The 23,148-nt window shown below is 29.5% G+C and carries 21 protein-coding genes; 9 read left to right on the top strand and 12 right to left on the bottom strand.

What is annotated here, in order from left to right; all coding sequences use genetic code 11:
- Window positions 1-7: 7 nt before the first annotated feature.
- On the top strand, window positions 8-1,072 hold the full coding sequence (locus M3Z80_RS00525; protein ID WP_293916489.1) for an inorganic phosphate transporter: 1,065 nt from the start codon (window positions 8-10) through the stop codon (window positions 1,070-1,072).
- 11 nt (window positions 1,073-1,083) lie between these two features.
- On the opposite strand, the gene M3Z80_RS00520 is transcribed toward M3Z80_RS00525, so the two are convergent.
- Together M3Z80_RS00520 and M3Z80_RS00515 are read right to left on the bottom strand one after the other, a co-directional pair.
- A complete protein-coding gene (locus tag M3Z80_RS00520) occupies window positions 1,084-1,515 on the bottom strand; it encodes a nucleoside deaminase (protein WP_293916487.1) in 432 nt (143 codons plus the stop codon).
- Between the two features lie 14 nt (window positions 1,516-1,529).
- Complete coding sequence (locus M3Z80_RS00515; protein WP_293916486.1) at window positions 1,530-2,435, bottom strand: ion transporter; 906 nt, start codon at window positions 2,433-2,435, stop codon at window positions 1,530-1,532.
- Window positions 2,436-2,662: 227 nt separating this feature from the next.
- Between M3Z80_RS00515 and M3Z80_RS00510 the strand changes: the two genes are divergently transcribed.
- The 6 genes from M3Z80_RS00510 (at window position 2,663) to M3Z80_RS00485 (ending at window position 6,251) form a co-directional block, all read left to right on the top strand.
- Window positions 2,663-3,139 (top strand): Lrp/AsnC family transcriptional regulator, encoded by a 477-nt coding sequence (locus tag M3Z80_RS00510; RefSeq protein WP_293916484.1) that lies wholly within the window; start codon window positions 2,663-2,665, stop codon window positions 3,137-3,139.
- A gap of 5 nt (window positions 3,140-3,144) precedes the next feature.
- Complete coding sequence (locus tag M3Z80_RS00505) at window positions 3,145-3,840, top strand: NUDIX hydrolase (RefSeq protein ID WP_293916482.1); 696 nt, start codon at window positions 3,145-3,147, stop codon at window positions 3,838-3,840.
- A gap of 114 nt (window positions 3,841-3,954) precedes the next feature.
- Window positions 3,955-4,356: a hypothetical protein gene (locus M3Z80_RS00500; protein ID WP_293916481.1), complete on the top strand. Its 402-nt coding sequence runs from the start codon at window positions 3,955-3,957 to the stop codon at window positions 4,354-4,356.
- Between the two features lie 13 nt (window positions 4,357-4,369).
- The gene (locus M3Z80_RS00495; protein WP_293916480.1) at window positions 4,370-4,906 is read left to right on the top strand and encodes a YfiT family bacillithiol transferase; all 537 of its coding nucleotides are present in this window, start codon (window positions 4,370-4,372) and stop codon (window positions 4,904-4,906) included.
- Between the two features lie 154 nt (window positions 4,907-5,060).
- Complete coding sequence (gene trmD, locus M3Z80_RS00490; RefSeq protein ID WP_293916478.1) at window positions 5,061-5,738, top strand: tRNA (guanosine(37)-N1)-methyltransferase TrmD; 678 nt, start codon at window positions 5,061-5,063, stop codon at window positions 5,736-5,738.
- A gap of 6 nt (window positions 5,739-5,744) precedes the next feature.
- Window positions 5,745-6,251 (top strand): DUF2480 family protein, encoded by a 507-nt coding sequence (locus M3Z80_RS00485; protein WP_293916476.1) that lies wholly within the window; start codon window positions 5,745-5,747, stop codon window positions 6,249-6,251.
- 435 nt (window positions 6,252-6,686) lie between these two features.
- Here M3Z80_RS00485 and M3Z80_RS00480 read toward each other — a convergent pair whose 3' ends face one another.
- The 8 genes from M3Z80_RS00480 to thrA all read right to left on the bottom strand — a co-directional run bounded on the left by M3Z80_RS00480 (window position 6,687) and on the right by thrA (window position 19,321).
- Complete coding sequence (locus M3Z80_RS00480; protein ID WP_293916474.1) at window positions 6,687-8,843, bottom strand: peptidase domain-containing ABC transporter; 2,157 nt, start codon at window positions 8,841-8,843, stop codon at window positions 6,687-6,689.
- Window positions 8,844-8,846: 3 nt separating this feature from the next.
- A complete protein-coding gene (locus M3Z80_RS00475) occupies window positions 8,847-9,917 on the bottom strand; it encodes an HlyD family secretion protein (RefSeq protein WP_293916472.1) in 1,071 nt (356 codons plus the stop codon).
- 2,024 nt (window positions 9,918-11,941) lie between these two features.
- Window positions 11,942-12,796 carry a prephenate dehydrogenase gene (locus tag M3Z80_RS00470; protein ID WP_293916470.1) on the bottom strand — a complete coding sequence of 285 codons (855 nt, stop codon included), beginning with the start codon at window positions 12,794-12,796 and terminating at the stop codon, window positions 11,942-11,944.
- An 82-nt stretch (window positions 12,797-12,878) separates the two neighbouring features.
- Window positions 12,879-13,433 (bottom strand): ribosome recycling factor, encoded by a 555-nt coding sequence (frr, locus tag M3Z80_RS00465; protein WP_293916468.1) that lies wholly within the window; start codon window positions 13,431-13,433, stop codon window positions 12,879-12,881.
- 43 nt (window positions 13,434-13,476) lie between these two features.
- Window positions 13,477-14,184, bottom strand: a complete 708-nt coding sequence (gene pyrH / locus M3Z80_RS00460) for a UMP kinase (RefSeq protein WP_293916466.1) — start codon at window positions 14,182-14,184, stop codon at window positions 13,477-13,479.
- A gap of 253 nt (window positions 14,185-14,437) precedes the next feature.
- Window positions 14,438-15,733: a threonine synthase gene (gene thrC / locus M3Z80_RS00455; protein WP_293916464.1), complete on the bottom strand. Its 1,296-nt coding sequence runs from the start codon at window positions 15,731-15,733 to the stop codon at window positions 14,438-14,440.
- A gap of 24 nt (window positions 15,734-15,757) precedes the next feature.
- Window positions 15,758-16,696, bottom strand: coding sequence for a homoserine kinase (locus M3Z80_RS00450; RefSeq protein ID WP_293916462.1), 939 nt, complete (start codon window positions 16,694-16,696; stop codon window positions 15,758-15,760).
- Between the two features lie 177 nt (window positions 16,697-16,873).
- Window positions 16,874-19,321: a bifunctional aspartate kinase/homoserine dehydrogenase I gene (thrA, locus tag M3Z80_RS00445; RefSeq protein WP_293916460.1), complete on the bottom strand. Its 2,448-nt coding sequence runs from the start codon at window positions 19,319-19,321 to the stop codon at window positions 16,874-16,876.
- A gap of 319 nt (window positions 19,322-19,640) precedes the next feature.
- On the opposite strand from thrA, the gene M3Z80_RS00440 reads away from it, so the two are divergent.
- Complete coding sequence (locus tag M3Z80_RS00440; protein WP_293916458.1) at window positions 19,641-19,970, top strand: DMT family transporter; 330 nt, start codon at window positions 19,641-19,643, stop codon at window positions 19,968-19,970.
- A gap of 325 nt (window positions 19,971-20,295) precedes the next feature.
- On the opposite strand, the gene M3Z80_RS00435 is transcribed toward M3Z80_RS00440, so the two are convergent.
- Window positions 20,296-20,697: a helix-turn-helix domain-containing protein gene (locus M3Z80_RS00435; protein WP_293916456.1), complete on the bottom strand. Its 402-nt coding sequence runs from the start codon at window positions 20,695-20,697 to the stop codon at window positions 20,296-20,298.
- Between the two features lie 768 nt (window positions 20,698-21,465).
- Window positions 21,466-22,281, bottom strand: a complete 816-nt coding sequence (locus M3Z80_RS00430; RefSeq protein ID WP_293916454.1) for an amidohydrolase family protein — start codon at window positions 22,279-22,281, stop codon at window positions 21,466-21,468.
- A gap of 203 nt (window positions 22,282-22,484) precedes the next feature.
- On the opposite strand from M3Z80_RS00430, the gene M3Z80_RS00425 reads away from it, so the two are divergent.
- On the top strand, window positions 22,485-22,832 hold the full coding sequence (locus M3Z80_RS00425; protein WP_293916452.1) for a winged helix-turn-helix transcriptional regulator: 348 nt from the start codon (window positions 22,485-22,487) through the stop codon (window positions 22,830-22,832).
- Window positions 22,833-23,148: the final 316 nt, after the last annotated feature.

Genomic DNA, 23,148 nt, shown 5'->3' with positions numbered 1-23,148 from the left:
ACACTTTATGGCTTTACTTGTAACTATCGTGATATTAGCATTAATATTTGATTATATTAATGGGTTTCATGATTCGGCAAATTCAATTGCCACCATTGTTTCGACAAAAGTATTAACTCCTTTTCAAGCTGTTCTTTGGGCAGCATTTTTTAATTTTGTTGCTTATTTTGTTTCCTTATATATTGTTGGAGAATTTAAAATTGGAAATACCATAGCAAAATCAGTTCATGAAAATTTTATTACTCTGGAAGTTATTTTTTCAGGGCTGGTAGCAGCAATTATTTGGAATTTATTTACATGGTGGGCCGGAATTCCATCTTCTTCTTCCCATACATTAATCGGAGGATTTATAGGAGCGGCCGTTGCCCATATAGGAGGATTTAGTCAAGCAGGACAAACAGTTATAAATTATCCGGTCGTAATACCTATAATATTATTTATATTCATAGCTCCTGTCATAGGAATGATAGTTTCATCAATTATTACATTAATAATTATGAATATTTGTAGAAATGCCAATCCTTATAAAGCAGATAAATGGTTTAAAAAATTACAATTAGTTTCATCAGCAGCTTTCAGCATTGGACATGGAGGAAACGATGCACAGAAAGTAATGGGTATTATTGGAGCAGCATTTATCTATTATGAAGTTAATATTGCTCATTCTATAGAATATATGAACCTAACAACAGCTGAACGATTCCAGCATTTCACTACAGATTATTGGTGGGTACCTATAAGTAGCTTTATAGCAATTGCATTGGGAACTATGTCGGGAGGATGGAAAATCATAAAAACAATGGGAACCCGTATCACGAAAGTAACTCCTTTAGAAGGAGTTACAGCAGAAATATCAGGAGCAATAACTTTATTCTTAAGTGAGCATTGGGGAATACCGGTAAGTACTACCCACACTATAACAGGATCCATTATAGGAGTAGGTTTGGTTAAAAGGGTATCTGCAGTGCGTTGGGGAATTACTATTAAATTATTATGGGCATGGGTGCTTACCATTCCGGTTAGTGCAGTACTTGCAATGATTGTTTATTCAATAGTAAAACTGTTTATGTAACAAATACATTTTTATCTTTTTGACTCAAAAAAATTTTTAAGTAATAAAGAGCATTCGTTTTCTAAAATACCTGATACATATTCTGTTTTCGGATGCAGTGATAATCCTTTTGACAAAAAACCTCTATTTTTATCTGAGGTACCTACAACAACCCTGCTTATTTGAGACCAATATAAGGCTCCAGCACACATCGTACAGGGTTCAAGAGTAACATATAAAGTACAATTTATAAGGTATTTTGCCCCTAGTAAATTACTTGCAGCAGTAATAGCTTGCATTTCCGCATGAGCGGTAACATCAACTAACAATTCTGTTAAATTATATGATTTAGCTAAAATTTTATTATTGGCAACAATTAGGGCACCTACCGGTATTTCATCTTTGAAAAAAGCTTCTTTTGCAAGCTGTAAAGCAATTTTCATATAATATTCGTCGGTAAACATATAATTATAAAAAGTCAGTTATTATTTGCGTTATCCTTTATAGGTTCATTCAGAATATGTCCGCAATGTTTGCAGTAAATAGCATCAGCTTCATTATTAATTGTATTACAAAAATTGCATTTTTTGACATTTAATTCGTTTTTCTTATTTCTTCTGTACTCAGCAGATAATAATCCCGCCGGAACTGAAATAATAGAATATCCCAAGATCATAATACCGGATGCGATAATTTTACCCAAAACAGTGGTAGGAGCTACATCACCATACCCGACCGTTGTTAAAGTAACTACTGCCCAATACATCGATTGAGGAATGCTGGAAAAGCTATTACGATTTCTTCCGCCTTCAATTACATACATTAAAGAACCTAAAATTAACGTTGTGATTATAATAAAATATAAAAACACAAATATTTTGCGTTTGCTTCTTTTCAATGAAATTAAAAGGGAATTGCTTTCATCAATATACGTTCCCATTTTAAAAATTCTGAATACTCGTAAAAGTCTTAATATTCGTATAATTGATAAAAAATGAGATTTTACAAAAAATATACTTAAATAGGTAGGAATAATGGATAATAAATCGATAATTCCATAGAAACTGGTGGAATATTTTTTTGCTTTTTTTGCGGTGGATATTCTTAAAATATATTCTACAGTAAAAGAAATAGTGACCCACCAATCTAAAATATAAAGCCAAAATCCTATTTTCGAGCTAATTCCCGGAACACTTTCCAGCATAATAATGAGCGTACTTAGAGTAATAAAAAAAAGAAGAATTACATCAAAAATTTTACCTCTAATCGTATCAGATTCGAAAATAATTTCATAAAGTTCAGCTTTCCATGTAGCTGTACCTTTTTTACATTCAGGTGTTTTACCTATAAAAAATAATTTTATTTCTTTTATAATTTTTTTCAAAACTAAATTATTAATACTAAAAAAAATATCTTATTATCAATTAATTTGATAACAAAGATAAAAATAAAATTAATTATACTTAAAATCAATGAGTAGAATTGTTCATTTAGTAGAGATTTTGTTTAAATTTTAAAGAATTTGTATAAAAACATACATAGGTTGAAGATTAATTTTATATATTTGTAAAATAAAGATAAATTAAATTAACAAACAATAAAGTTTTTACCATGAAAGAGAAATTTTATATAGATGAAACTGATAAAAGAATTTTACAATTTTTATCTATTAATACCCGAATGCCTTTTACTGAAATTGCAAAAAAAATGGATGTATCCGCAGGAACTATACACGTAAGAGTTAAAAAGATGGAAGATGTAGGGGTTATCAAAGGAACTTGTTTAAATATTGATTACAATATTTTGGGATATAGCTTTATAGCTTATGTAGGAATTTTGTTGACTAAATCAAGTAAAACTCAAAGCGTATTAGAGAAATTAGCAGCTATTCCAAATGTGACAACTGCGAATGTAATTTCAGGGAAATATAATATTTATTGTAAAATTAGCGCTAAAGATGCTGAAGATGCAAAAAATGTTATTTATAAAATAGATGATATTGACGATGTTTTAAGAACAGAAAGTATGATTTCACTAGAAGAAAGCATCAACGATCAAAACCGATTAATGGATGCTTTGTTTAAATAAAAATAATGCTTCCTGAAGAAAAAGAAATTTATTTTAAGGTAGCCATATCTGTTTCTTTGGTTTTGTTTGGTTTTGATGGTGAAAGGTTGCGTATTTTACTAAGTAATGATACAAATAACGGTCCATTTAAAGGCGCTCAACTTCTGCCCTCTGTATATGTGAAAGCCCATGAAGGTATTGATTCTAATTTAGAAAAATTAGTGTTTTTACATACACAAAAAGATTATATCTTCGTTGAACAATTAAAAGCTTTTGCAAAAGTTTTTAGAAATCCTTTAGGAAGAGTAGTTAATATAGCTTATTACGCTACAGTGAAGCTAGACGATGAGCTTCTAAAATATTCTAAGGATAGGGGTGAAGAATGGGTTGAATACTCTAAAATTCCGGATTTGGCTTTTGACCATAATGATATAATAGATTATGCAAAAGAACGGTTAAAACGAAGAGTAAAAAGAAGACCAATAGGATTTTATTTGTTGCCTGAACATTTTACCATATCTCAATTACAAAAGTTATATGAAACCGCTTTAAACCGAGAAATGGATAAAAGAAATTTCAGAAAAAAAATAGTAAATTCTCAATTAATTATTGAAACAGATTTAATAGATAATTCTACGTCTAGAAAATCTGCTAAGTTATATAAGTTTGATGCAGAAAAATATGAGAAACTAAGTCTGAAAGGTTACGATTTTTTATTTTAAATTATCTAGATACGAGATAAGAAGTATAAATACAGGAGGAATATTATTCCTCCTGTATTCGTTATATCCCTATAAATTTTTTGTACATTTACTTTGGTTATAAATAGATAAAATATGAGTTCTGATGAAGAAATTTTCGGTAAACGTCCTAAGGAATATTTTCAGGTAAAAGAAAAAAAAACTGTAACATTTATATTTTCATGTCTATATATGGGTTTTATGGGCTTTATACCTATTTTTCTCGGAATTTTAGGTTTTATGAAAATATATTTTCCGGGTGCCTCAACTTGGTTTTTTGTCTCAAATATTGTTTTAGGCATACTTATGATCATAGGTGCAATAGCTACCTTTAATTTCTTCAAAATGGGAATATATCTCTTTGGCTTGACTTTAATATTAGATATTTTATTTCATTTATCATTAGGCTTTGAAGAATTAGATGCTATTAACGGATTATATTTATTTATCGGTTTTGCCTTAGTTCCAATTATACCAAGATGGAAATTATTTAAATAAAAATATAACAAACATGTTAAATCTTGAAAAACTTAAATATCCGATAGGTAAGTTTGAAATGCCTGAAAATGTTTCTCAACAAGAATTGGAACAGTGGATTATTCAGATAAAATCTTTACCTGAAAGATTAAGAAAAGAAGTGCAAAAACTAAAAGAGGAACAGTTGAATACCCCTTATAGACCAGAGGGATGGACAGTTAGGCAGGTTATTCATCATTTGGCTGATAGTCATATGAATTCGTTTATCAGGATAAAATTAGCATTAACTGAAAATAATCCTGTAATTAAACCTTACTATGAGAAACGATGGGCAGAATTGCCTGATAGTCTAAATTTTCCAATAGCCTCTTCTTTAGCTATAGTTGAAGGAGTACATGAAAGATGGGGATATTTATTAGAACAACTTACAGAAGAAGATCTTAAGAAGACTTTCATTCACCCAGGAATTAATAAAGAATTTACAATAAAAGAATCTATTGGAACGTATGCCTGGCATGGTAATCATCACTTAGCCCATATAACTCACCTAAAAGAAACAAAAAATTGGTAAAAAATGTTTAAGTTCGAAAAATAGAGAATATTAAAATATTACATTTAATTAGCTATTTTAATAAAATTGTTATTTCTAGAAAATAACAATACTAATTCATTAATAAAGAAATAAGGTTCAATAAATTATTGAAAATTGTATTAGAGAATAGAGTATGAGAATAGATATAATAAGCGTGGTACCGGATTTATTGAAAAGTCCTTTACAGCAATCCATTATGAAAAGAGCGCAAGACAAAGGACTCGTACAAATTCATTTTCACGATTTAAGAGAATATGCGAAAGGAAATTATCGTCAAGTAGATGATACCCAATACGGAGGGGGAGCAGGAATGGTCCTTATGATTGAACCTATTGATAAATGCATTTCCAAATTATTATTAGAAAGAAATTATGATGAAATAATTTATATGACTCCCGATGGTGAAACCTTGAATCAAAAGACTTGCAATACCTTATCATTAAAAGAAAATATTATCATACTTTGCGGACATTATAAAGGAGTAGATCAAAGAGTTCGAGATATGTTTATAACACGGGAAATTTCGATAGGAGATTACGTTTTGAGCGGAGGAGAACTTGGAGCATGTGTTTTAGTAGATGCGGTAGTTAGGTTACTTCCAGGTGTATTAAATGATGAAACATCAGCTCTTTATGATTCCTTTCAGGATGATTTGCTAGCGCCGCCGGTATATACAAGACCGGAAGAATATAAAAGCTTAAAGGTACCCGAAATTCTATTAAGCGGTAATTTTGCTAAAATAGATGAATGGAGACATGAAATGTCTTATAAACGTACGAAAGAAAGAAGGCCTGACTTATTAAATGAATAATTTACGATGGATGAAATTATAAATAAAGTAGAAAAAAGCGGGCTTATTACCATTGATTTAGAAGATTTTTATCCTAAAGAAAAAAGAGTACTGTTTGATTTAAAAGATTATCTATATGAAGGTTTAGTCCTTAAAGAAAAAGATTTTCGTGAGAAACTTTCAAAATTGGATTGGGAAATATATAAAAATACCTATGTCGCTATAATTTGTTCTTCTGATGTTATTATACCTTCCTGGTCTTACTTGTTAATTGCTAGTTATTTAACAGGAATAGCTAAGTTGATATCATTCGGAACACTGGAAGACCTTGAAAGAGATATTTACACTGAAATTATAGAAAAAATGGATAAAGAAACATATCAAGATAAAAAAATTATTATTAAAGGATGTTCTCGTAAACCGGTTCCGCAAAACGCATATATACAACTTATACAAAAGTTAAAACCGCTGGCTTCCTCATTAATGTTTGGAGAGGCTTGCAGCACCGTACCTATATATAAAAGAAAAAAGTAAATTTATTAATAATCTTAAGAGATCTGAAATAACTTAGATACTTACTAATGCTAATTATAAATATTTAAACTATCTATAATTTATCTTGCTTTATCAAAAATTTAGTTAATGGAACAAATGATAATTTAGATAATGAAAAATCTATTTTTTGAATTAGATTTATACAAAATAATTGAGAAATGATCTATGGTAAAGAAAAAATAAGAATATTTACATTCAATTTTACAATTAGTTGATTATAAAATATATATTTTGGAGGACCATTTAGCAGTAGTTTAGGTATTATAATCAAAGTTATATTTGAAAATTAAGTAAAACTAATATTATTTTAATATCTTTTCATATAATTAAAATTATAGCCTTTTTTAAAGAATGTTATTTTATTGATCAATTAGGTAGGTCGTCACTAAACGTTCTAAATAAATCTTTATTTTTTTATATAACCAATGTTTGTTTTTTCCAAAGAGAAGCATATTTTCCATCTAAATTAATTAATTCCTTATGCGATCCTTGTTCTATTATTTTTCCTTTGTCGATAACAATTATATTATCAGCAAAAGCAATAGTACTTAATCTATGAGCTATAATAATCATAGTTTTATCCATGCTTTTGAAGTCAAGTAATGTTTTTTGTATGATCTGCTCAGACTCAGAATCTAATGAAGAAGTTGCTTCATCTAGAATTAAAATTTCAGGATCTTTATAAAGAGCTCGAGCTATAGCAATTCTTTGTTTTTGTCCCCCTGAAAGTATTGAGCCATTTTCACCCAAATAGGTTTTGAAACCATTAGGTAGATTTTCAATAAATTCTATAATTCCAACATTTTTAGTTATATTTATAATCTTCTGAATGTCTGGGAAATCTTCACCTATTGCTATATTTTCTATAACATTTCCTGAAAATAGATCAATTTGTTGAGGTACTGTAGAAATTAATTTCCGAAGTGAATAATTTGAAATATAATTTAAATCGTAATTTCCTATTCTTATTTTGCCGCTTTTTAAAGGATATAATTTTTGAAGCAAAGAAGCTATAGTGGTTTTGCCGGATCCACTTTCACCAACGATAGCAGTAGTTTTCCCTTTAGGGATAATGCAGCTAAAATCTTTGAAAACAGTAACCTTGCTTCCATAACTAAATGTGATCTTATCAAACTCTATGTTGCCAACGTTTTCTCTTGTTAATTCAAAATTATTAGTAGTTTCTTCTCTTTCAAGATCCATAATTTCAAAAAGACGATCTGCAGCAATAATTGCACTTTGAATTGTTTTATTCAATCCAATTAACTCTAATAAGGGTGTATTAAAATAACCGATTAAAGCGTAAAACGATAATAATTCTCCTGGTGTAATGGTTTGTTTTATCGCATATCTTGATCCTATCCATAAAAGAATGATAGTAAAAATTTTCGTTAGAAATTCAGTAGAGCTTATAGGAAGAATTGAATTTAATACAGATTTATAAATTGTATTAATAAGTTTAGTGAAAAGATTATCTGTTTTATTGTTTTCAAAAGTTTCTATTCCAAATTGTTTAATTGTAGTAATAGAATTAATAGATTCGACTAAATGAGACTCTAACTCTGCAGAATTTTCCATTTCTTGACGCTCAATTTTTTTGCTATTATTATTTGTTAACCAATAAATTACAGAATATATAGGGATAACTAAAGATATGATTAGTGCCAATTTCCAATTATAATAGAACATGAGTATAAATGAAAAAATAATAGTAAAGAAATTAACAAATATCTGAATAGCAACATCATTTATAAAAGAACGAATTTTAACAGCATCATTTATTCTTGATATGATTTCTCCAATTTTCATGGTGTCAAAAAAGCGTTGAGGTAAATCTAAAAGATGTTTGTAATATCCTAAAATTAAATGTTTATCTATTTTTTGCCCCGTTTTTAGCATTAATATGCTTTTAATACTATTTATATAAATTTGAAAAAATAATATTATAATCATGCCGACTGATAATATATTTAATAGTCTTAAATTTCCATCAATTAAAACATAGTCTGTTATTTTTTCAATATAAATAGGCATTGATAGACCCAGAATTGTATAAATTATGGAGCCTAAAAGACATTGTAATAATATAGCTTTATGTGGATTAATTAAATTCCAAAATCTTATGTAGATATTAACTTTTTCATTGCGTTGTTCGAAATATTCATTTGGCTCCAGTAAGATTATTACGCCAGACCAAATTTTTGAAAATTCTTCTAATGTTTTTGTCTCAATTTCTCCTTTAAAAGGGTCCATATAGGATATAGTATTTTTATAAACTTTATAAATAACTACATAATGATGCATGGTCTCGTTTAAAATGATATGCGCGATAGAAGGTAAAGGGATTTTGGTAATTGAATCTAAACCGCCCTTAACACCTTTTGCGTTAAAACCGAGATCATTAAGGCCTTGAATCATTCCAAGCACGTTAGTTCCTCTGGTATCGGTATGGCAAATTTGACGTACTTTAGCAATTGAAATAGATTTTCCATAATGAGCACATATGGAAACTAAACATGCGGCTCCACAATCTTTAAAATCATGTTGTTTTACAAGGATTTTTTTCTTCATTACTTATTCTTTTAGGCTTGGATTAAACCAATCATCGAGACGGTCAAATAATAATTGCCATAATGTACGGTCAGTTAAATGAAAACGAGCGGTAAGAGTCATCCCTTTTTCAATATTTCCTTTATGTCCATTTTTTAACTGTAAGAAATTTTTATCCATTGAGCAAAATACTTTAAAGTAATTTTCTCCTGTTTTCTCATTTGAAGTAAGATATTGTTCAATTTTTATAACTTTACCTGTTAATAGCCCCCATTGATTGTAATTATATGTATCCATTTGAATTTTAACATCTTGCTCAAGGTGTATAAATCCGATATCTTTGGAAGAAACATAGACTTCAACAACTATCTTATCTTCGGGAGATATTACTCCAATTTCTTCTCCTTCGATGATGTAAGATTCTTTTTGTTTCCCTTTAAAATTCATTAACTTACCTGAAATTGGAGAAATTATAATATAATTTTCAGCTTCCTGGCCTAATCTATTAAATTCGGATTTGAGCTCATTAATTTTCCTTTCAGTTTCTCTTTTTTGTGCTTCCCATTGTGCTATCTGTTTTTCTCTAATCGTTGAGATTTGTTTTTTTAAATTTTCAAACTTAGATAGCTCTTTATCATATTCCGATTGCGATATTACACCTTCCATATATAAAATTTCAGCTCTTTTAAAATCTTTATTTGCAAGGTTGACTTCGGCTTGAATTTGTGCAATATTTTCAAGCATGGCGGTGACTTCTTTTTGGTATTGTCCGGTTTCTAATAGTTGAAAATTACCCGTAACAATTTTATTAAGATCATTTAATTGAGCATAACTATCTGAAAGATGAGAGCGTTGTAAATTTTTTTGAGTTTCTAATTGTTGCGTTGTTATTACTAAAAGAGTGTCGCCTTTTTTAATAATTTGATTATTGTGTGTTAGATTATTTATTACTATTCTTCCGCTGACCATTGAAATAATTGTTACATTTTCATTATAAGAACGTATGATGCCTCTGGAAGAAGAATTTATCGGAATATGTACTATTGGAAGAAAAATAAATATTAATAAAATAAATATTAATATTGGTAAATACATCTTTATCATAGTAGTATAATAAATATATACAAATATACAAATTGATACAAATATAGTTATATTTTACGTTGTATATTCAATTTATATGTTTATTAGTGTTTATATTTAATTGTAAATAATATTTAATAACTATTGAAAAATTTGTATAATTATTTTAGGGTATTGTTTTAAAGTTATTATAATTAGTTTAAGTATAAATTCCCTAGATGTCATAAAAAAATATTTTCAAAAGATGTTCGAGAAGACAGCCGGTATAAAGCACATGCTATAACTTATACAAAAATTAAAATCTATGGCTTTCTTACTCAAGTTTAAAGAAGTATAAAACGTCGTTTCTATATATAAAGTAAAAAAAATGTAGAGATTTAGATGGTTTTATCTAAAACTGATTTTAATCATTATAGGTTTATATGGATTCATATACATATAATTTAAAATGATAAAAAATTATTGTAATGTACTTTATATATATTAATATTATTTCTATAATAAATTAATTAGTATTAATAAATAGATCTAAAAAAAATGATATTATAATTATCGTGATTATGTATAGGGGGATAAAATGTAAATTTTTGAAATAATAATAAGAAAATAATATGATGAAAAATTCAATATCATTGGATGTGAGATAACTTGTTTAAAAATAGTAAGTTAATGTGGGGGAGTATGGAGCTTTTTGTCCGTTTATGAGAGGTTTCAATAATAATTAAATTAGAAATTACTTACGGTCTTGCATTTTAATAAACCTTTTTATTTAATTAGTGGAATAATAAAATTAAAATCTTTATTTTAGAACTCATAAGGGTTTCGATAAAATCTATTTCTTTTACGATTTATTTTTGATTTGATTAATTTTTTAATAATTCATATAAATGTTCAGTTTTTCCATTTTCTAGGTAAGATTTAAATTTCGTAGGTTTATTAAGATAAATATTGGGTATACGTAAAATATACTTGAGTTTTTGTTCAAAAATAAGGAGTCATATATCCGCAGGGCTTTTTGTTAAACGTTAAGTTGAGGTAAATCTTTCTGAAGCAAATTTGATTAAAGTTGACTGGGTGTATTCTATATCAATAAGTACTACAATCGAAGAAGGTTTATCTAAAATAATAGGTAGTAATTTCATGCTTACACCTACAGGAGCGTAAATAATAATTGGATCAGAATAGCAAACAGTCTCTTTCGAAGATAATTGTATTAGTAATTTTTAATCTAATTTTAGCTATATATAGTCTTTTGTTTATGATAAAATATATATTATTTGTTAATATATTTATAAATATAATATAATAAAATATGATATTTATCATTAATATGGATAATAATTAAAAATATAATATATATTTACAATAATAATAAAAAAATAATATTATGAAAAATTTAAAATTGTTGAACGTAAGAGAACTAACTGAAGAAGAATTAGTTAAAACAGAAGGTGGAGGATTAATCCACGTTGTTGGAAATGGCTTACGTAAGGTCGAAAAAGTGATTATAAAGTTACTTTTTTAATTAATAAAGGGCTTACTGAAATGTAAGCCCTTTTATTTAATTAGTGACATCTAAAATAATAACAAAAAATATTAATTAAACCTATTAAAGAAAATATTGATATAAAATAGATAAAAATTTATTGTTTTTAGGAAAAGATAAATTACTAAAAAAATACTTTATTTCATTTGCATTTTAAGGCTAACTAAATATCAAGGAGGAATAATTTTATTTAACAAACAACGAAAGAGTTTTGAAATTGGTTGGACATCTACATAACCCAATCTATATGGATGGTTAAGTTGTTAAAAATTTATCTTGTTTTATAAAAATATAATTGATGGTAAAATGATAATTTTGATAACGAAAAGCTATTAGTTATAATTTTTCCAATTTAAAGGGAATAATTTTTTAAATTATGAAACAATAGATGTTTTGCAAAATCTAATCTCGCCAACAATAAAAGTATTCACCCTTTAGAATAATTTAAGTAAAAATTTTATTTACAATCCAATAAGGGCTTTAATATAATTTATTTCTTTTCCAATTTATTTTTGATTCGATTAGCTTCCTTTATAAATTCATATAGATGTTCAGTTTCTCCATTTTCTAGGTAAGATTTAAATTCCGTGAGTTTATTAAGATAAGTATTGAGTATAGGTAAAATATATTTGGAATTTTGTTCAAAAATGGGAAGCCACATATCCACAGAGCTTTTTGCCAGACGTACAGTTGAGGCAAATCCTCCCGAAGCCAAATTGAATATGGCGGCATCATCTTTTTCTTTTTCGAGGACAGAGACAGCTAGAGCATAGGAAATAGCATGAGAAAGATGAGATACATAGCCAACATGTTCATCATGAGACTCTGCATCCATAAGCACCAAACGGGAACCTAATTTCGAATACACTTCAGAAACTAGTTCCACGGCTTTAGGGGATGAATCTTCAGGGTTACATATGATTGCAGCCCTATCTTTAAATAATCCATGAAAAGCAGCAGAAGGACCGCTATATTCCGTTCCCGCCATAGGATGAGAAGCTACATAGAACTTTCTTTTTATATGATTTTTTACTTTTTCGATTAAGGATGATTTGGTGGATCCAACATCCATAAGTACTGCATTTGAAGGAAGCCTATCTAAAATAGCCGGCAGTAGTTTCATGCTTACATCCACGGGAGTGGAAAGAATAATTAAATCAGATGCGCAAACAGCTTCTTCCAAAGACATAATAGCATCGGCAATGGATAATTCCAAAGCCTGTTTCTCATGGAGTTTAGATTTATCAACACCGATAATTTTTGATGCAAATCCACTTTTTTTAAGATCTAAGGCTATTGAACCACCAATTAGACCTAATCCGATTACACTTACTGTTTTTGACATAGCTATAAATTCAAAGGTAAAAAAAATCGGTTCTTAAAGAAAGAAACCGATTTATAATTTTTTTTAATATATAATTGTAAAATTAAACAGTCAGGATCTCTTTTTCTTTGTGAGATAAATGTTCTTCGGCTAATTTCACATATTTATCCGTTAAGGATTGAATCTGTTCCTCTCCGTTTTTCTTTTCATCTTCAGAAGCACTTTCTATCTTTTTAATATCCGCATTAGCTTCTTGTCTTGCTTTTCGAATACCTACCTTAGAATTTTCACACTCCGCTTTTGCCTGTTTTACCAAGTCTTTTCTTCTTTCTTCGGTTAAAGGAGGTATGTTTATAATAATATTTTCACCATTATTATTAGGAGTAAAACCTAAATTAGATTGAAAAATGGCTTTTTCTATAGCGCTTAGTGTAGACTTTTCCCAGGGTTGAATGCTCAAAGTCATACCATCGGGAACAGAGATGTTGGCAACTTGAGATAAAGGAGTAGGGGCTCCGTAATATTCCACTAAAATGTTTTGAAGCATTAAAGGATTTGCTCGTCCTGCACGAATTTTATTAAAAGCAGATTCTAAATGCCTTAAAGAGGACTCCATGCTTTCCTTTGTCGTTTCAATAATTAAATTTATTTCTTCCATAATTTTCTACTAACGTTGCCTTGCAAATATAAAATTTAATTAATTAAATTGAAACTAAAGTCCCTACTTCTTTCCCTTCAATAATTTTTCTTAAATTTCCTTCTTTATTCATATCAAAAACAATGATAGGAAGTTGATTTTCTTGACTTAACGTAAAAGCTGTCATATCCATGATCTTAAGTCCTTTTTCATATACTTCGTCAAAGGAAATGCTATTAAATTTTACTGCATTTTTATTTTTTTCAGGATCCGTATCGTAAATACCGTCTACACGAGTTCCTTTTAAAATTACCTCAGCATTAATTTCGATAGCTTTCAAAGTAGCAGCCGTATCTGTAGTAAAATAAGGATTTCCGGTTCCCGCTCCGAATATGACCACTCTACCTTTTTCCAAATGCCTGTCAGCTCTTCTTTTAATAAAAGGTTCAGCGATTTGGTCCATTTTTATAGACGTTTGCAAACGGGTATGTACACCTAATGCTTCGAGTGAGCTCTGAAGTGCCATTCCATTGATAACCGTGGCAAGCATTCCCATGTAGTCTCCTTGAACTCTGTCAATTCCGGTTGCAACACCTGCTACTCCTCTAAAAATATTTCCGCCTCCGATAACTATAGCAATTTCCACCCCCATGTCAGAGATTTCTTTAATTTGTTTAGAATAACTTTGAAGAATATCCGAGCTTATTCCATATTGTTGATTTCCCATTAAAGCTTCTCCACTTAACTTTAAAAGTATTCTTTTATATTTCATGATATGCTAATGTGTTTTTATTATTATTTAGATTAACTAATGTATTTGAAAGTAATAATGTTACTTTATGATTAATAAGGAGGGAAATAATAAAGTAAATATATACAGAAAGTAGTATAATTATAAATGAAATCATTTACTATGAAATTTTCTGCATGCAAATATAGTAAGGAATTTTTAAAATTTATTAAGATAATTTTATGATTTCCTTACAAAATTTATATTTACTTAATGGTTAGATCCCTCAAAGATGTTATTCACTTATAAGAAAAGCTTTTAAATTTGAAAAGTTATTTTCAAGAGAAGTAGCTGAGCTCTTTTTATTTTCGAGTTGCTGTACTTGATCCGGTATAGTAATTTTATTTTTAAAATTATCAGGATAGACATCTATGAATTTACAAGGATGTGCTGTAGATAAAAATATTGTGAAATCCTCCGGATGGTTATACTTTTTTGCGGCTAAATAAGCTACGGCAGTATGAGGACAAGCTATATAGTTATAGTTTTTATATAATTCATTAATGCTCTGTATGGTTTCCGAATCGGTAAAGGAGTAAGCAGAAATAAGATTACGCAACGCATCCAAATTTTCATTAAATAAGTCACTAATACGCACCCAATTGCTTGGGTTACCAACATCCATAGCATTGGATAGTGTTTGTACAGATGGTTTAGGCTCATAAATTCCTTTTTGTAAATAAACGGGAACCGTATCATTAACATTGGTAGCGGCAACAAAATGTTTCACGGGAAGACCAGCTTTATAGGTAAGTAATCCGGCTCCTATATTACCGAAATTTCCGCTTGGTACTACAAAAACAATATTTTTTTTATTTATCTTGAGAGCTTGCGCATAAGCATATAGATAATAAAAGGTTTGAGGTAACAAGCGTGAAATATTTATAGAATTTGCTGAAGTTAATCTTAACTTAGCATTAAGCTCAGGATCATTAAAAGCCATTTTTACTAAGGACTGGCAATCATCAAAAGTACCGTTAACCTCAAGAGCGCGTATGTTTTGTCCGTTAGTAGTTAATTGGAGTTTTTGAATTTCACTAACCTTACCTTTTGGATATAAAATAGTTACCCGTGTGCCCGGAACTCCTAAAAATCCCAATGCTACAGCGCCGCCGGTATCTCCCGAGGTAGCTACCAAAATATCGAGTGTTTTATCTTTATTATCGGATAAATAAGCCATCACCCGACTCATGAAACGAGCGCCAAAATCTTTGAAAGCAAGAGATGGACCGTGAAATAACTCTAACACAGCCAAATTTTCATCTAACGAAACTAATGGAGCATCGAAATTGATTGCATCCTTAATTATTTTTTCCAAGTCATTATAGGGAATATCTTCTCCAATAAAAGCATGAGCTATTTCCAAAGCTATTTCATCAAAAGAATATTGCGTGATATTCTGTATAAAATTTTCCGATAGTTTGGGAATTTTCAATGGCATATACAAGCCTTTATCTGAGGGGAAGCTGGTAAAAACGGCTTCTTTAAAAGTTACGCTAAGATTTTTATTATTAGTGCTGTATAATTTCATTATCGTATGGTTATGCTTTACATTTTAAAGTACGGTTGCTCCCTGAATATTTACAGGAGAAAAATAACCGTTACTTTCTATTTCGTTCTTTTTAAGATGTTCTTTAAGCTTTTTCGTAATGTTTTTTGCCGATTCTATTCCTCTCGTAAAAGCAACTACTGAAGGTCCGGATCCGGATATTCCAAATCCCAGAGCTTTCTCTTCTTTAGCAATTTTCTTCATAGCTTCAAATTCTGGTATTAAAATAGATCGTGTAGGCTCGATGAGTTTATCTTCAAGGCTTCTTGAAATTAACTCATAATCCTCATTAAATAAACCGGTGATCAATCCGGCAATATTTCCCCATTGGGAAACCGCATCTTTCAATTCTATTTTATTCTTCAAAATCTGTCTCGCGGCTCGGGTTTGTACTTCTACATGCGGAAAGATAATTGAACAGCAAAGCTCTTTAGGTACAGGAAGATTAATAACATCCAATGGATTGTAGCTACGTATTAAAGTTATGCCCCCCAAAAGCGAAGGAGCAACGTTATCGGCATGACCATGTCCGCAGGCAAGCTCTTCACCTTTTAAGGCAAATGGTAGTAGCTCATTCTTAGATAAAGGTTCGCCTAAAAGTTGATTAATAGCAAACAATCCCGCTATAGTACTTGCCGCACTGGAACCTAAACCGCTTCCGATTGGCATTTTTTTATGAAGTTCAATTTCAATCCCGTAGTTTTTTTTACCCAAGAAATCCAGAATCATCTTTACACAAGCGCTTACCGTATTTTTATTCGGATCTGTGGGCAAAAGCCCCTGATCTCCGGTTATTTTAGTTATTTTTATTCCTGGCTCATCAACGCGTTTTAGTAATACTTCATCGCCGGGCTCATTCAGTGCTAAGCCTAAAACATCATATCCACAAATAAAATTAGCTGAAGTCGCGGGAGCAAAAACGTGCACACTATCTTTTTCTCTCATCTAAATTTGAAAACGTTCAATTTTATTTAGACAAATGTAAGCTAATTATATTTGATATCAAAAGCCTTGTATCCTTTATACAATATGTTTATTAATGGTTTAAATTTGAAAAAATCCGTACTAAAAGCTTCTGAATATAAAAATTTAAAACAATATAAAGTCTATAGATCAAAAAATCTAATTGGCACCTACATTAATTAAATCAGCAAAAACGCCAGCAGCTGTAACTTCAGCACCTGCTCCCGGTCCTTTTATAACTAACGGATTAAATTTGTATCTTTCTGTAGTAAAAGAAATAATATTATCACTTCCCGTTAAATTATAGAAAGGATGGTTGGAATCTACCCATTCAAGGCTTATAGAAGCTTTGCCGTTTTCCAATTTTCCGATATACCTTAAAACTTTATTTTCATTTTCGGCCTTTTCTTTCAATTGGTTGAAATAGGAATCTGATTTTTTTAATTCTTTATAGAAATCATCTATAGATGGGGCATTAATACAACTTTCAGGAAGAATAGCTCCTAAACTTACATCTTTTCCTTCTACCACATAACCAGCATCTCGAGCAAGAATCATCATTTTACGCATAAAATCTTTTCCGCTTAAATCTTCCCGAGGATCGGGCTCTGTATATCCTAACTCATGAGCTTTTTTTACGACCTCATAAAAGGAAATCTTTCCGGTAAAATTATTAAAGATGTATGAAATCGTACCGCTTAAAATAGCTTCAATCTTAAGAATTCTATCGCCGCTGGTCATTAAGTCTTTTAAGGTTCGAATAATCGGTAAACCGGCACCTACGTTCGTTTCATAAAAGAAATCAACCCCTCTTCTTCTAGCTGTGTCTTTTAAATCTTTATATTCTTTATAGGAAGACGAATTAGCAATTTTGTTACAAGTAACCACGGAAACATTCGATTCAAATAATTCTTTATAATAGGTCCCTGTGACTGGACTTGCGGTATTATCTACAAAAATGCAATTAGAAAGATTTAATAATTTTATTTTTTGGATAAATGTGTCCATGTTGGATACCTCTCCGGCATTTATAGCTTTTTCCCATTGGGTAAGGTCGATTCCTTCTTCATCAATAATCATTTTTCTGGAATTGGCGATCCCTGATATTTTTACTTCAATGCCGTTATTATCGCGTAAAAAATCACTCTGAGCTTGAATCTGACGCAATAAGGTAGTTCCGATATTTCCGGTTCCGACACTAAATACATGTAGTGTTTTAGTTAATTGAGTGAAAAAAGCATCATGGACTGCATTGAGGGCTTTGGATATGTTCTTGCGTTTAATGATTACCGAAATATTATATTCGGAAGATCCTTGGGCAATAGCATGTATGTTAATTCCGTTTCTTCCCAGCGCATGGAATAGTTTCCCGGATATTCCCGGAGTTTGTTTCATATTTTCTCCTACTATGGCCAAAACGCATAAGTTTTCTTCAATAATCGGAGGGTTTAATTTATTGGTTTCCAATTCTAACTCAAATTCGCTCCAAAATAATTGCTTCGCCTTTTGTACGTCTTTAGGCTCTATAGCGAAAGTAATACTGTGCTCTGAAGAAGATTGGGTAATGAGTATTACATTGATATGTTCTTGGGCAAGTAAGGAAAAAAGTTTACCGCTAAATCCTATCTGTCCGATCATTCCGCTCCCTGTAATATTGATAAGGCTTATTTCGTTGATTGAAGAAATTCCTCGGATCGGATACATATTTTTATGAGTATGTTCCTCAATTCTGGTTCCTTCGAAGGTAGGATTAAATGTATTTTTTAATACAATTGGTATTTTTTTTCGAAATGCCGGAATCATAGCGGGTGGATAGATAACTTTTGCTCCGAAGTAAGATAATTCCATTGCTTCCGTATAGGAAAGTTCTGATAAAGAAAATGCCTTTTTTACAACACGAGGATCGGCTGTTAGCATACCGTCAACATCAGACCATAGCTCAATTTCTTTTGCATCTAAAGCAGCAGCAATGATGGCAGCTGTATAGTCGCTTCCACCTCTGCCTAAAGTAGTAATTCTATTATTTTCATTGGATGCAATAAAACCGGTAAAAAAAAGTATATTTTCGGTATGTTGTTGATAATATTCTTTCAATAAATGCTCTGTAAGAGGAGTATTTACTCGTGCATTTCCAAAATTATTATCTGTTTTTATTAAAGCAGAAGTGTCTACATATAAACTATTAGAAAAATATTGTTTAGCAATTTGACTTAATAAAAATGTGGAACATTTTTCTCCATAACTTATAATGAGATCTTTGCTTTGTAGGCTGAGTTCTTGTAAGCTGTATACGCCTTGTAAAAGGTCTTCGATTTCATTAATGAAAATCTTAATTTGGGTAAATGTCGGATTCTGATTTTTCACCGCAATCATTTCCTTGATAACCGTAAAATGTTTTTGTTCAATTTCTGTTAGTACCGTTTTAAAATCATATCCTTCTGAAGCTGCTTGAGCTAAGTCTGTTAAAATGTTAGTTACTCCTCCCATGGCAGAAGATACTACATGAAATTTTTCACCGGAAGCATGTTTTTGCTTCAAGATGTCAATTACATTTTGAATGCTTTGACTGGAACCGACGGATGATCCTCCAAATTTTACTATTTTCATATAAATGCTATCAATTGGTTACAATTTTAGTGATTTTTTATAGTATTAGAAAATATTACTTTAAAATTACTTCGAAATATTTTTATAATTAAGAAGACATAAGATACAATAATTACTTAATGTATGATGAGGTGTCTTTTATAATTCATAAAAAAGATATGAGATATATAAAAAAATTAGAAACCTGTAATTATTACAATTTACCTTAAATTAAATGAAATCTTAGAAAATATGCTTAGAACTTTGAAAAATTAAAATAATAGATAAAAAATAAGTTTTTCTTTATTTTTGCAAGGAAAAAAGAGATTTATAGAAAAAAATGAATTGGATACTGTTAATTATCGGAGGTTTATTTGAAGTAGGATTTACTTTTAGTTTAGGGCAAGCAAAAAATTCACAAGGCAATGCCGTTTATTATTGGTATGCTAGCTTTTTAGTGTGTATAATTTCAAGTATGCTTTTACTGATAAAGGCCACGCAAACCTTGCCTTTAGGAACAGCTTATGCTGTATGGACCGGAGTAGGAGCAGCGGGTACAGTATTATTGGGAATATTTGTTTTCAAAGAACCGGCAACATTCTGGAGAATCTTTTTTATCATTACTCTTGTAAGTTCCATCATTGGATTAAAATTCGTATCTAATCATTAAGTATAAAAGATATTGAAAATAAATATTGGTGTTTATTTTATTTAATAATGCTGCATATCTTATATAATTGATTACCTATAATTACCTTTTAAGATAAAAAATGTTTTTGCAATTGTGTAAATTTTATAAAATCAAAAAGCAATTAACCTACATTCCTAATTATCGGGCTAATCTTAAAACTCATAATTTGTTTTAATGACTTTTTGTGATGTAGTCAAAACTTATCTTTTTCATAATTTAATGTTACTGTTTTTATTAGTAACTGTCATATGAAATCGTGACTATTTCAAATGTGTGGTATGAATATGAATTTTTAGAATTTTCTTTAATTACTATCCTTAGACAACTTTTCTATTAAAATATCCTTGTCTTTTAATAATTGCTTATAAAGTTCTTCTTTTTCAGAGTATAACTCAATAATTTTATCAATAGGGTTGAATGTACATTGATAATTGAGACTACTATTATCATAAAATGATTGAAAAAAGTTTGTCAAATTTTCATCAGTCATATTTTTAATAGCATCTACAGAAACTTTCAATGCCTGAGAAACTTTCTCTAATATTTTTTCATCTAATGCTTCTTTTTGTTCATAATCTGATACAGTTGCTTGGCTAACACCTAAATCAAAAGCTAAAGACTCTTGCTTAATTCCAAGCATTTCTCTTAATCTTTTTATATTTCTTCCCTGATGTACTTTTTTATTAGGTGCTGTATCTGTATTCATAATAAAAGTATTTTAGCAAAAATAAGAAAAATCTGATAAAAAGAGACCTGTATTTTATCGGTAAAAATGTATAATATAAAGGACTTATCAATACTATATAGATTTATTTTATATTTTTTGCTTCAAAGTGTTGTGTTATGAATAAGAAAAACAAAAAACTATGTATAGAAGCTAAAGTTGTCTGAGAGCAATTCGTAAAAATAAGTATGAAAAAATATTGTTTAACTCTAGAAATAGATAGCTATACTGATTTATCTTGTTTATTTTCTACCTTAGTTCATATATCTCAACAATCTTTATTTTTGAATGAAGAAAAAGTAGAATAACATATATGAATTGATATTTACAATCTTTTGGAATTTACTAATAAACTAATTACTCTTTCTTGGTTGGAATTGTTAGAAGGGGTTAAGGATATTAGTGTCCTATAATTAGGTGAATAATATGTTATTTTTTAGATTCTATATAATAGAAGAATAACCTAATATAAGGTGGTAAATTTTAAAAGGCTTTTTCTCTTGAAATTTTTTTCTATGTTTTGATTTGTATGAACCTTGAAACAAATCATTGTATTTGATAATGTTTTAAGCAGTTTAAAGTAAATATTGAAGAACTCTCTTTTAATTTAATCATTCATTGGCATATGTTTTTTAAGTGATTTATAAAGTAGAAGTTTATGAGTAAATCGATATATGCTTATGTAAATATTACCTTTGAAAAAAGCTTATTTTTATCTGAGTGCGTACATCGAGAATAATAACAATTATTTTAATCTATCTTCAAAAGTTTTTGGATATTTCCACCTAGTACTTTTGCTAAGACATCTTTGTTTTTACAAACTTCTTCAATTGTTTTTCGAGATAATAATATATTTCCGTATGGATAATCAACGCCGAACAGAGTTTTATCGGGTAATTCTTCAATTACAGTCTTTAAAGCTAACGTAGAATAATTAGCAGAGGTGTCAATGTATATATTAGTTGTATTCTTTACTATATCAATAGCTTCTAACCAATTCATTCCACCCATATGACCCAAAATTACAGGAACTGATGGATATTTTTGTGCCATAATTTCTATTTCTTGTATATCTTTAAGTATAAGAGGATTGAGAGTATGTATCCACAATGGAATGTTTTTGGTCTTACTCGAAGCTTTAAATACATTTTCTAATAAATAAATGGAACCACTAGCTAGAGTAAACTCACCTATGCCAACCAATCCTTTAGCGAGAAGTTCTTTTTCAATATATTCAACCATTTGAACGGTATTAAATGATAGGGGAATTGCCCCAAAACCGATAAATCGATCGGGGTATCTTTCTATTGCAGTTAATAATTCTGTTTCAGCATCTTTCGCCTTAAGTTGAGCCAAAGAAACATTTCCGTTAAGAATTGAATTCAACTGATTCATTTCCTTTCTCAATTCATATAGATTCTTTGTCTTTTCTGGATGTACTAGGGTTCTAAATAATATTGTTTTGTTTATTCCTGCTTCATCCATTAAATGAATATGATCTTCGAGCGGGAATGTGACATGAGAGTGATTATCAATAACAAGTAATTTTTGATTAATATTATCCATTTTGTTTCCATTTAAATTGTTTGTTTACTTCTAAAGTCTATTGTGCTAATGATAGCAAGTATCAATAAAATTATTTTCTATTTAATGAATAAAATTTTATTTTTGATTTATCAAAAGTATTACATAACGTTTTAAAAAACAATACGTTACTTTTGAGTTTGCTATATAACCTAAAGGTTAGTAATATTGATTATTTAATACTTATGAATAAAATTTTAATAAAAAGAAAACCCTGTGATAATAAATGTCCTCTTCGTATTGTAATGCATCGATTTGGAGATAAATGGTCTATTCTCATTATTCAAATATTGAGCGAAGAAAATATATTACGTTTTGGAGAATTACTCAGTAGGATTGATGGGATTTCTCTCAAAGTTTTTTCGTCTACGTTAAAGATGCTAGAGAAAGATGGTTTTATTTCTCGTAAAGTATACCCTGAAGTTCCACCTAAAGTAGAATATAAACTAACCAAATTAGGACAAGGTATACTACCTTACATTGAAAAGATAAGTACTTGGGCAGAGAATAACATTAAGAGAAAGAAAGAATAATATTTTTCAAGTAATATTATTTTAAATGTTGTTGAAAATAAACAAAATGATGTTCAATAGAAAAATGCCAATATATGATTGCCCGTCTGGCTAATAAATGTTGCGGGAATATTCTTTTTATAGAGATAATCAATTAATTGAAAAGAACTTTGGTATAATATATCCTCAGTACCACAATCAAAAATAAATGTTTTTCTAAAGTCATACTTTTTGATGAGAGCTAACTATAATCAGCCCAATCAGTTTTATTTCCAATTGACCTTTCCAGATCATCGATCATTCTCGTACTGTTACAGAATTCTATGCTGACTTTCCT

Source organism: Apibacter sp. (assembly GCF_025291155.1).
In the GTDB taxonomy this organism is placed as follows: Bacteria; Bacteroidota; Bacteroidia; order Flavobacteriales; family Weeksellaceae; genus Apibacter.
The sequence above is the reverse complement of the archived record's forward strand: the minus strand, read 5'-3'. Positions and strand labels throughout refer to the sequence as shown.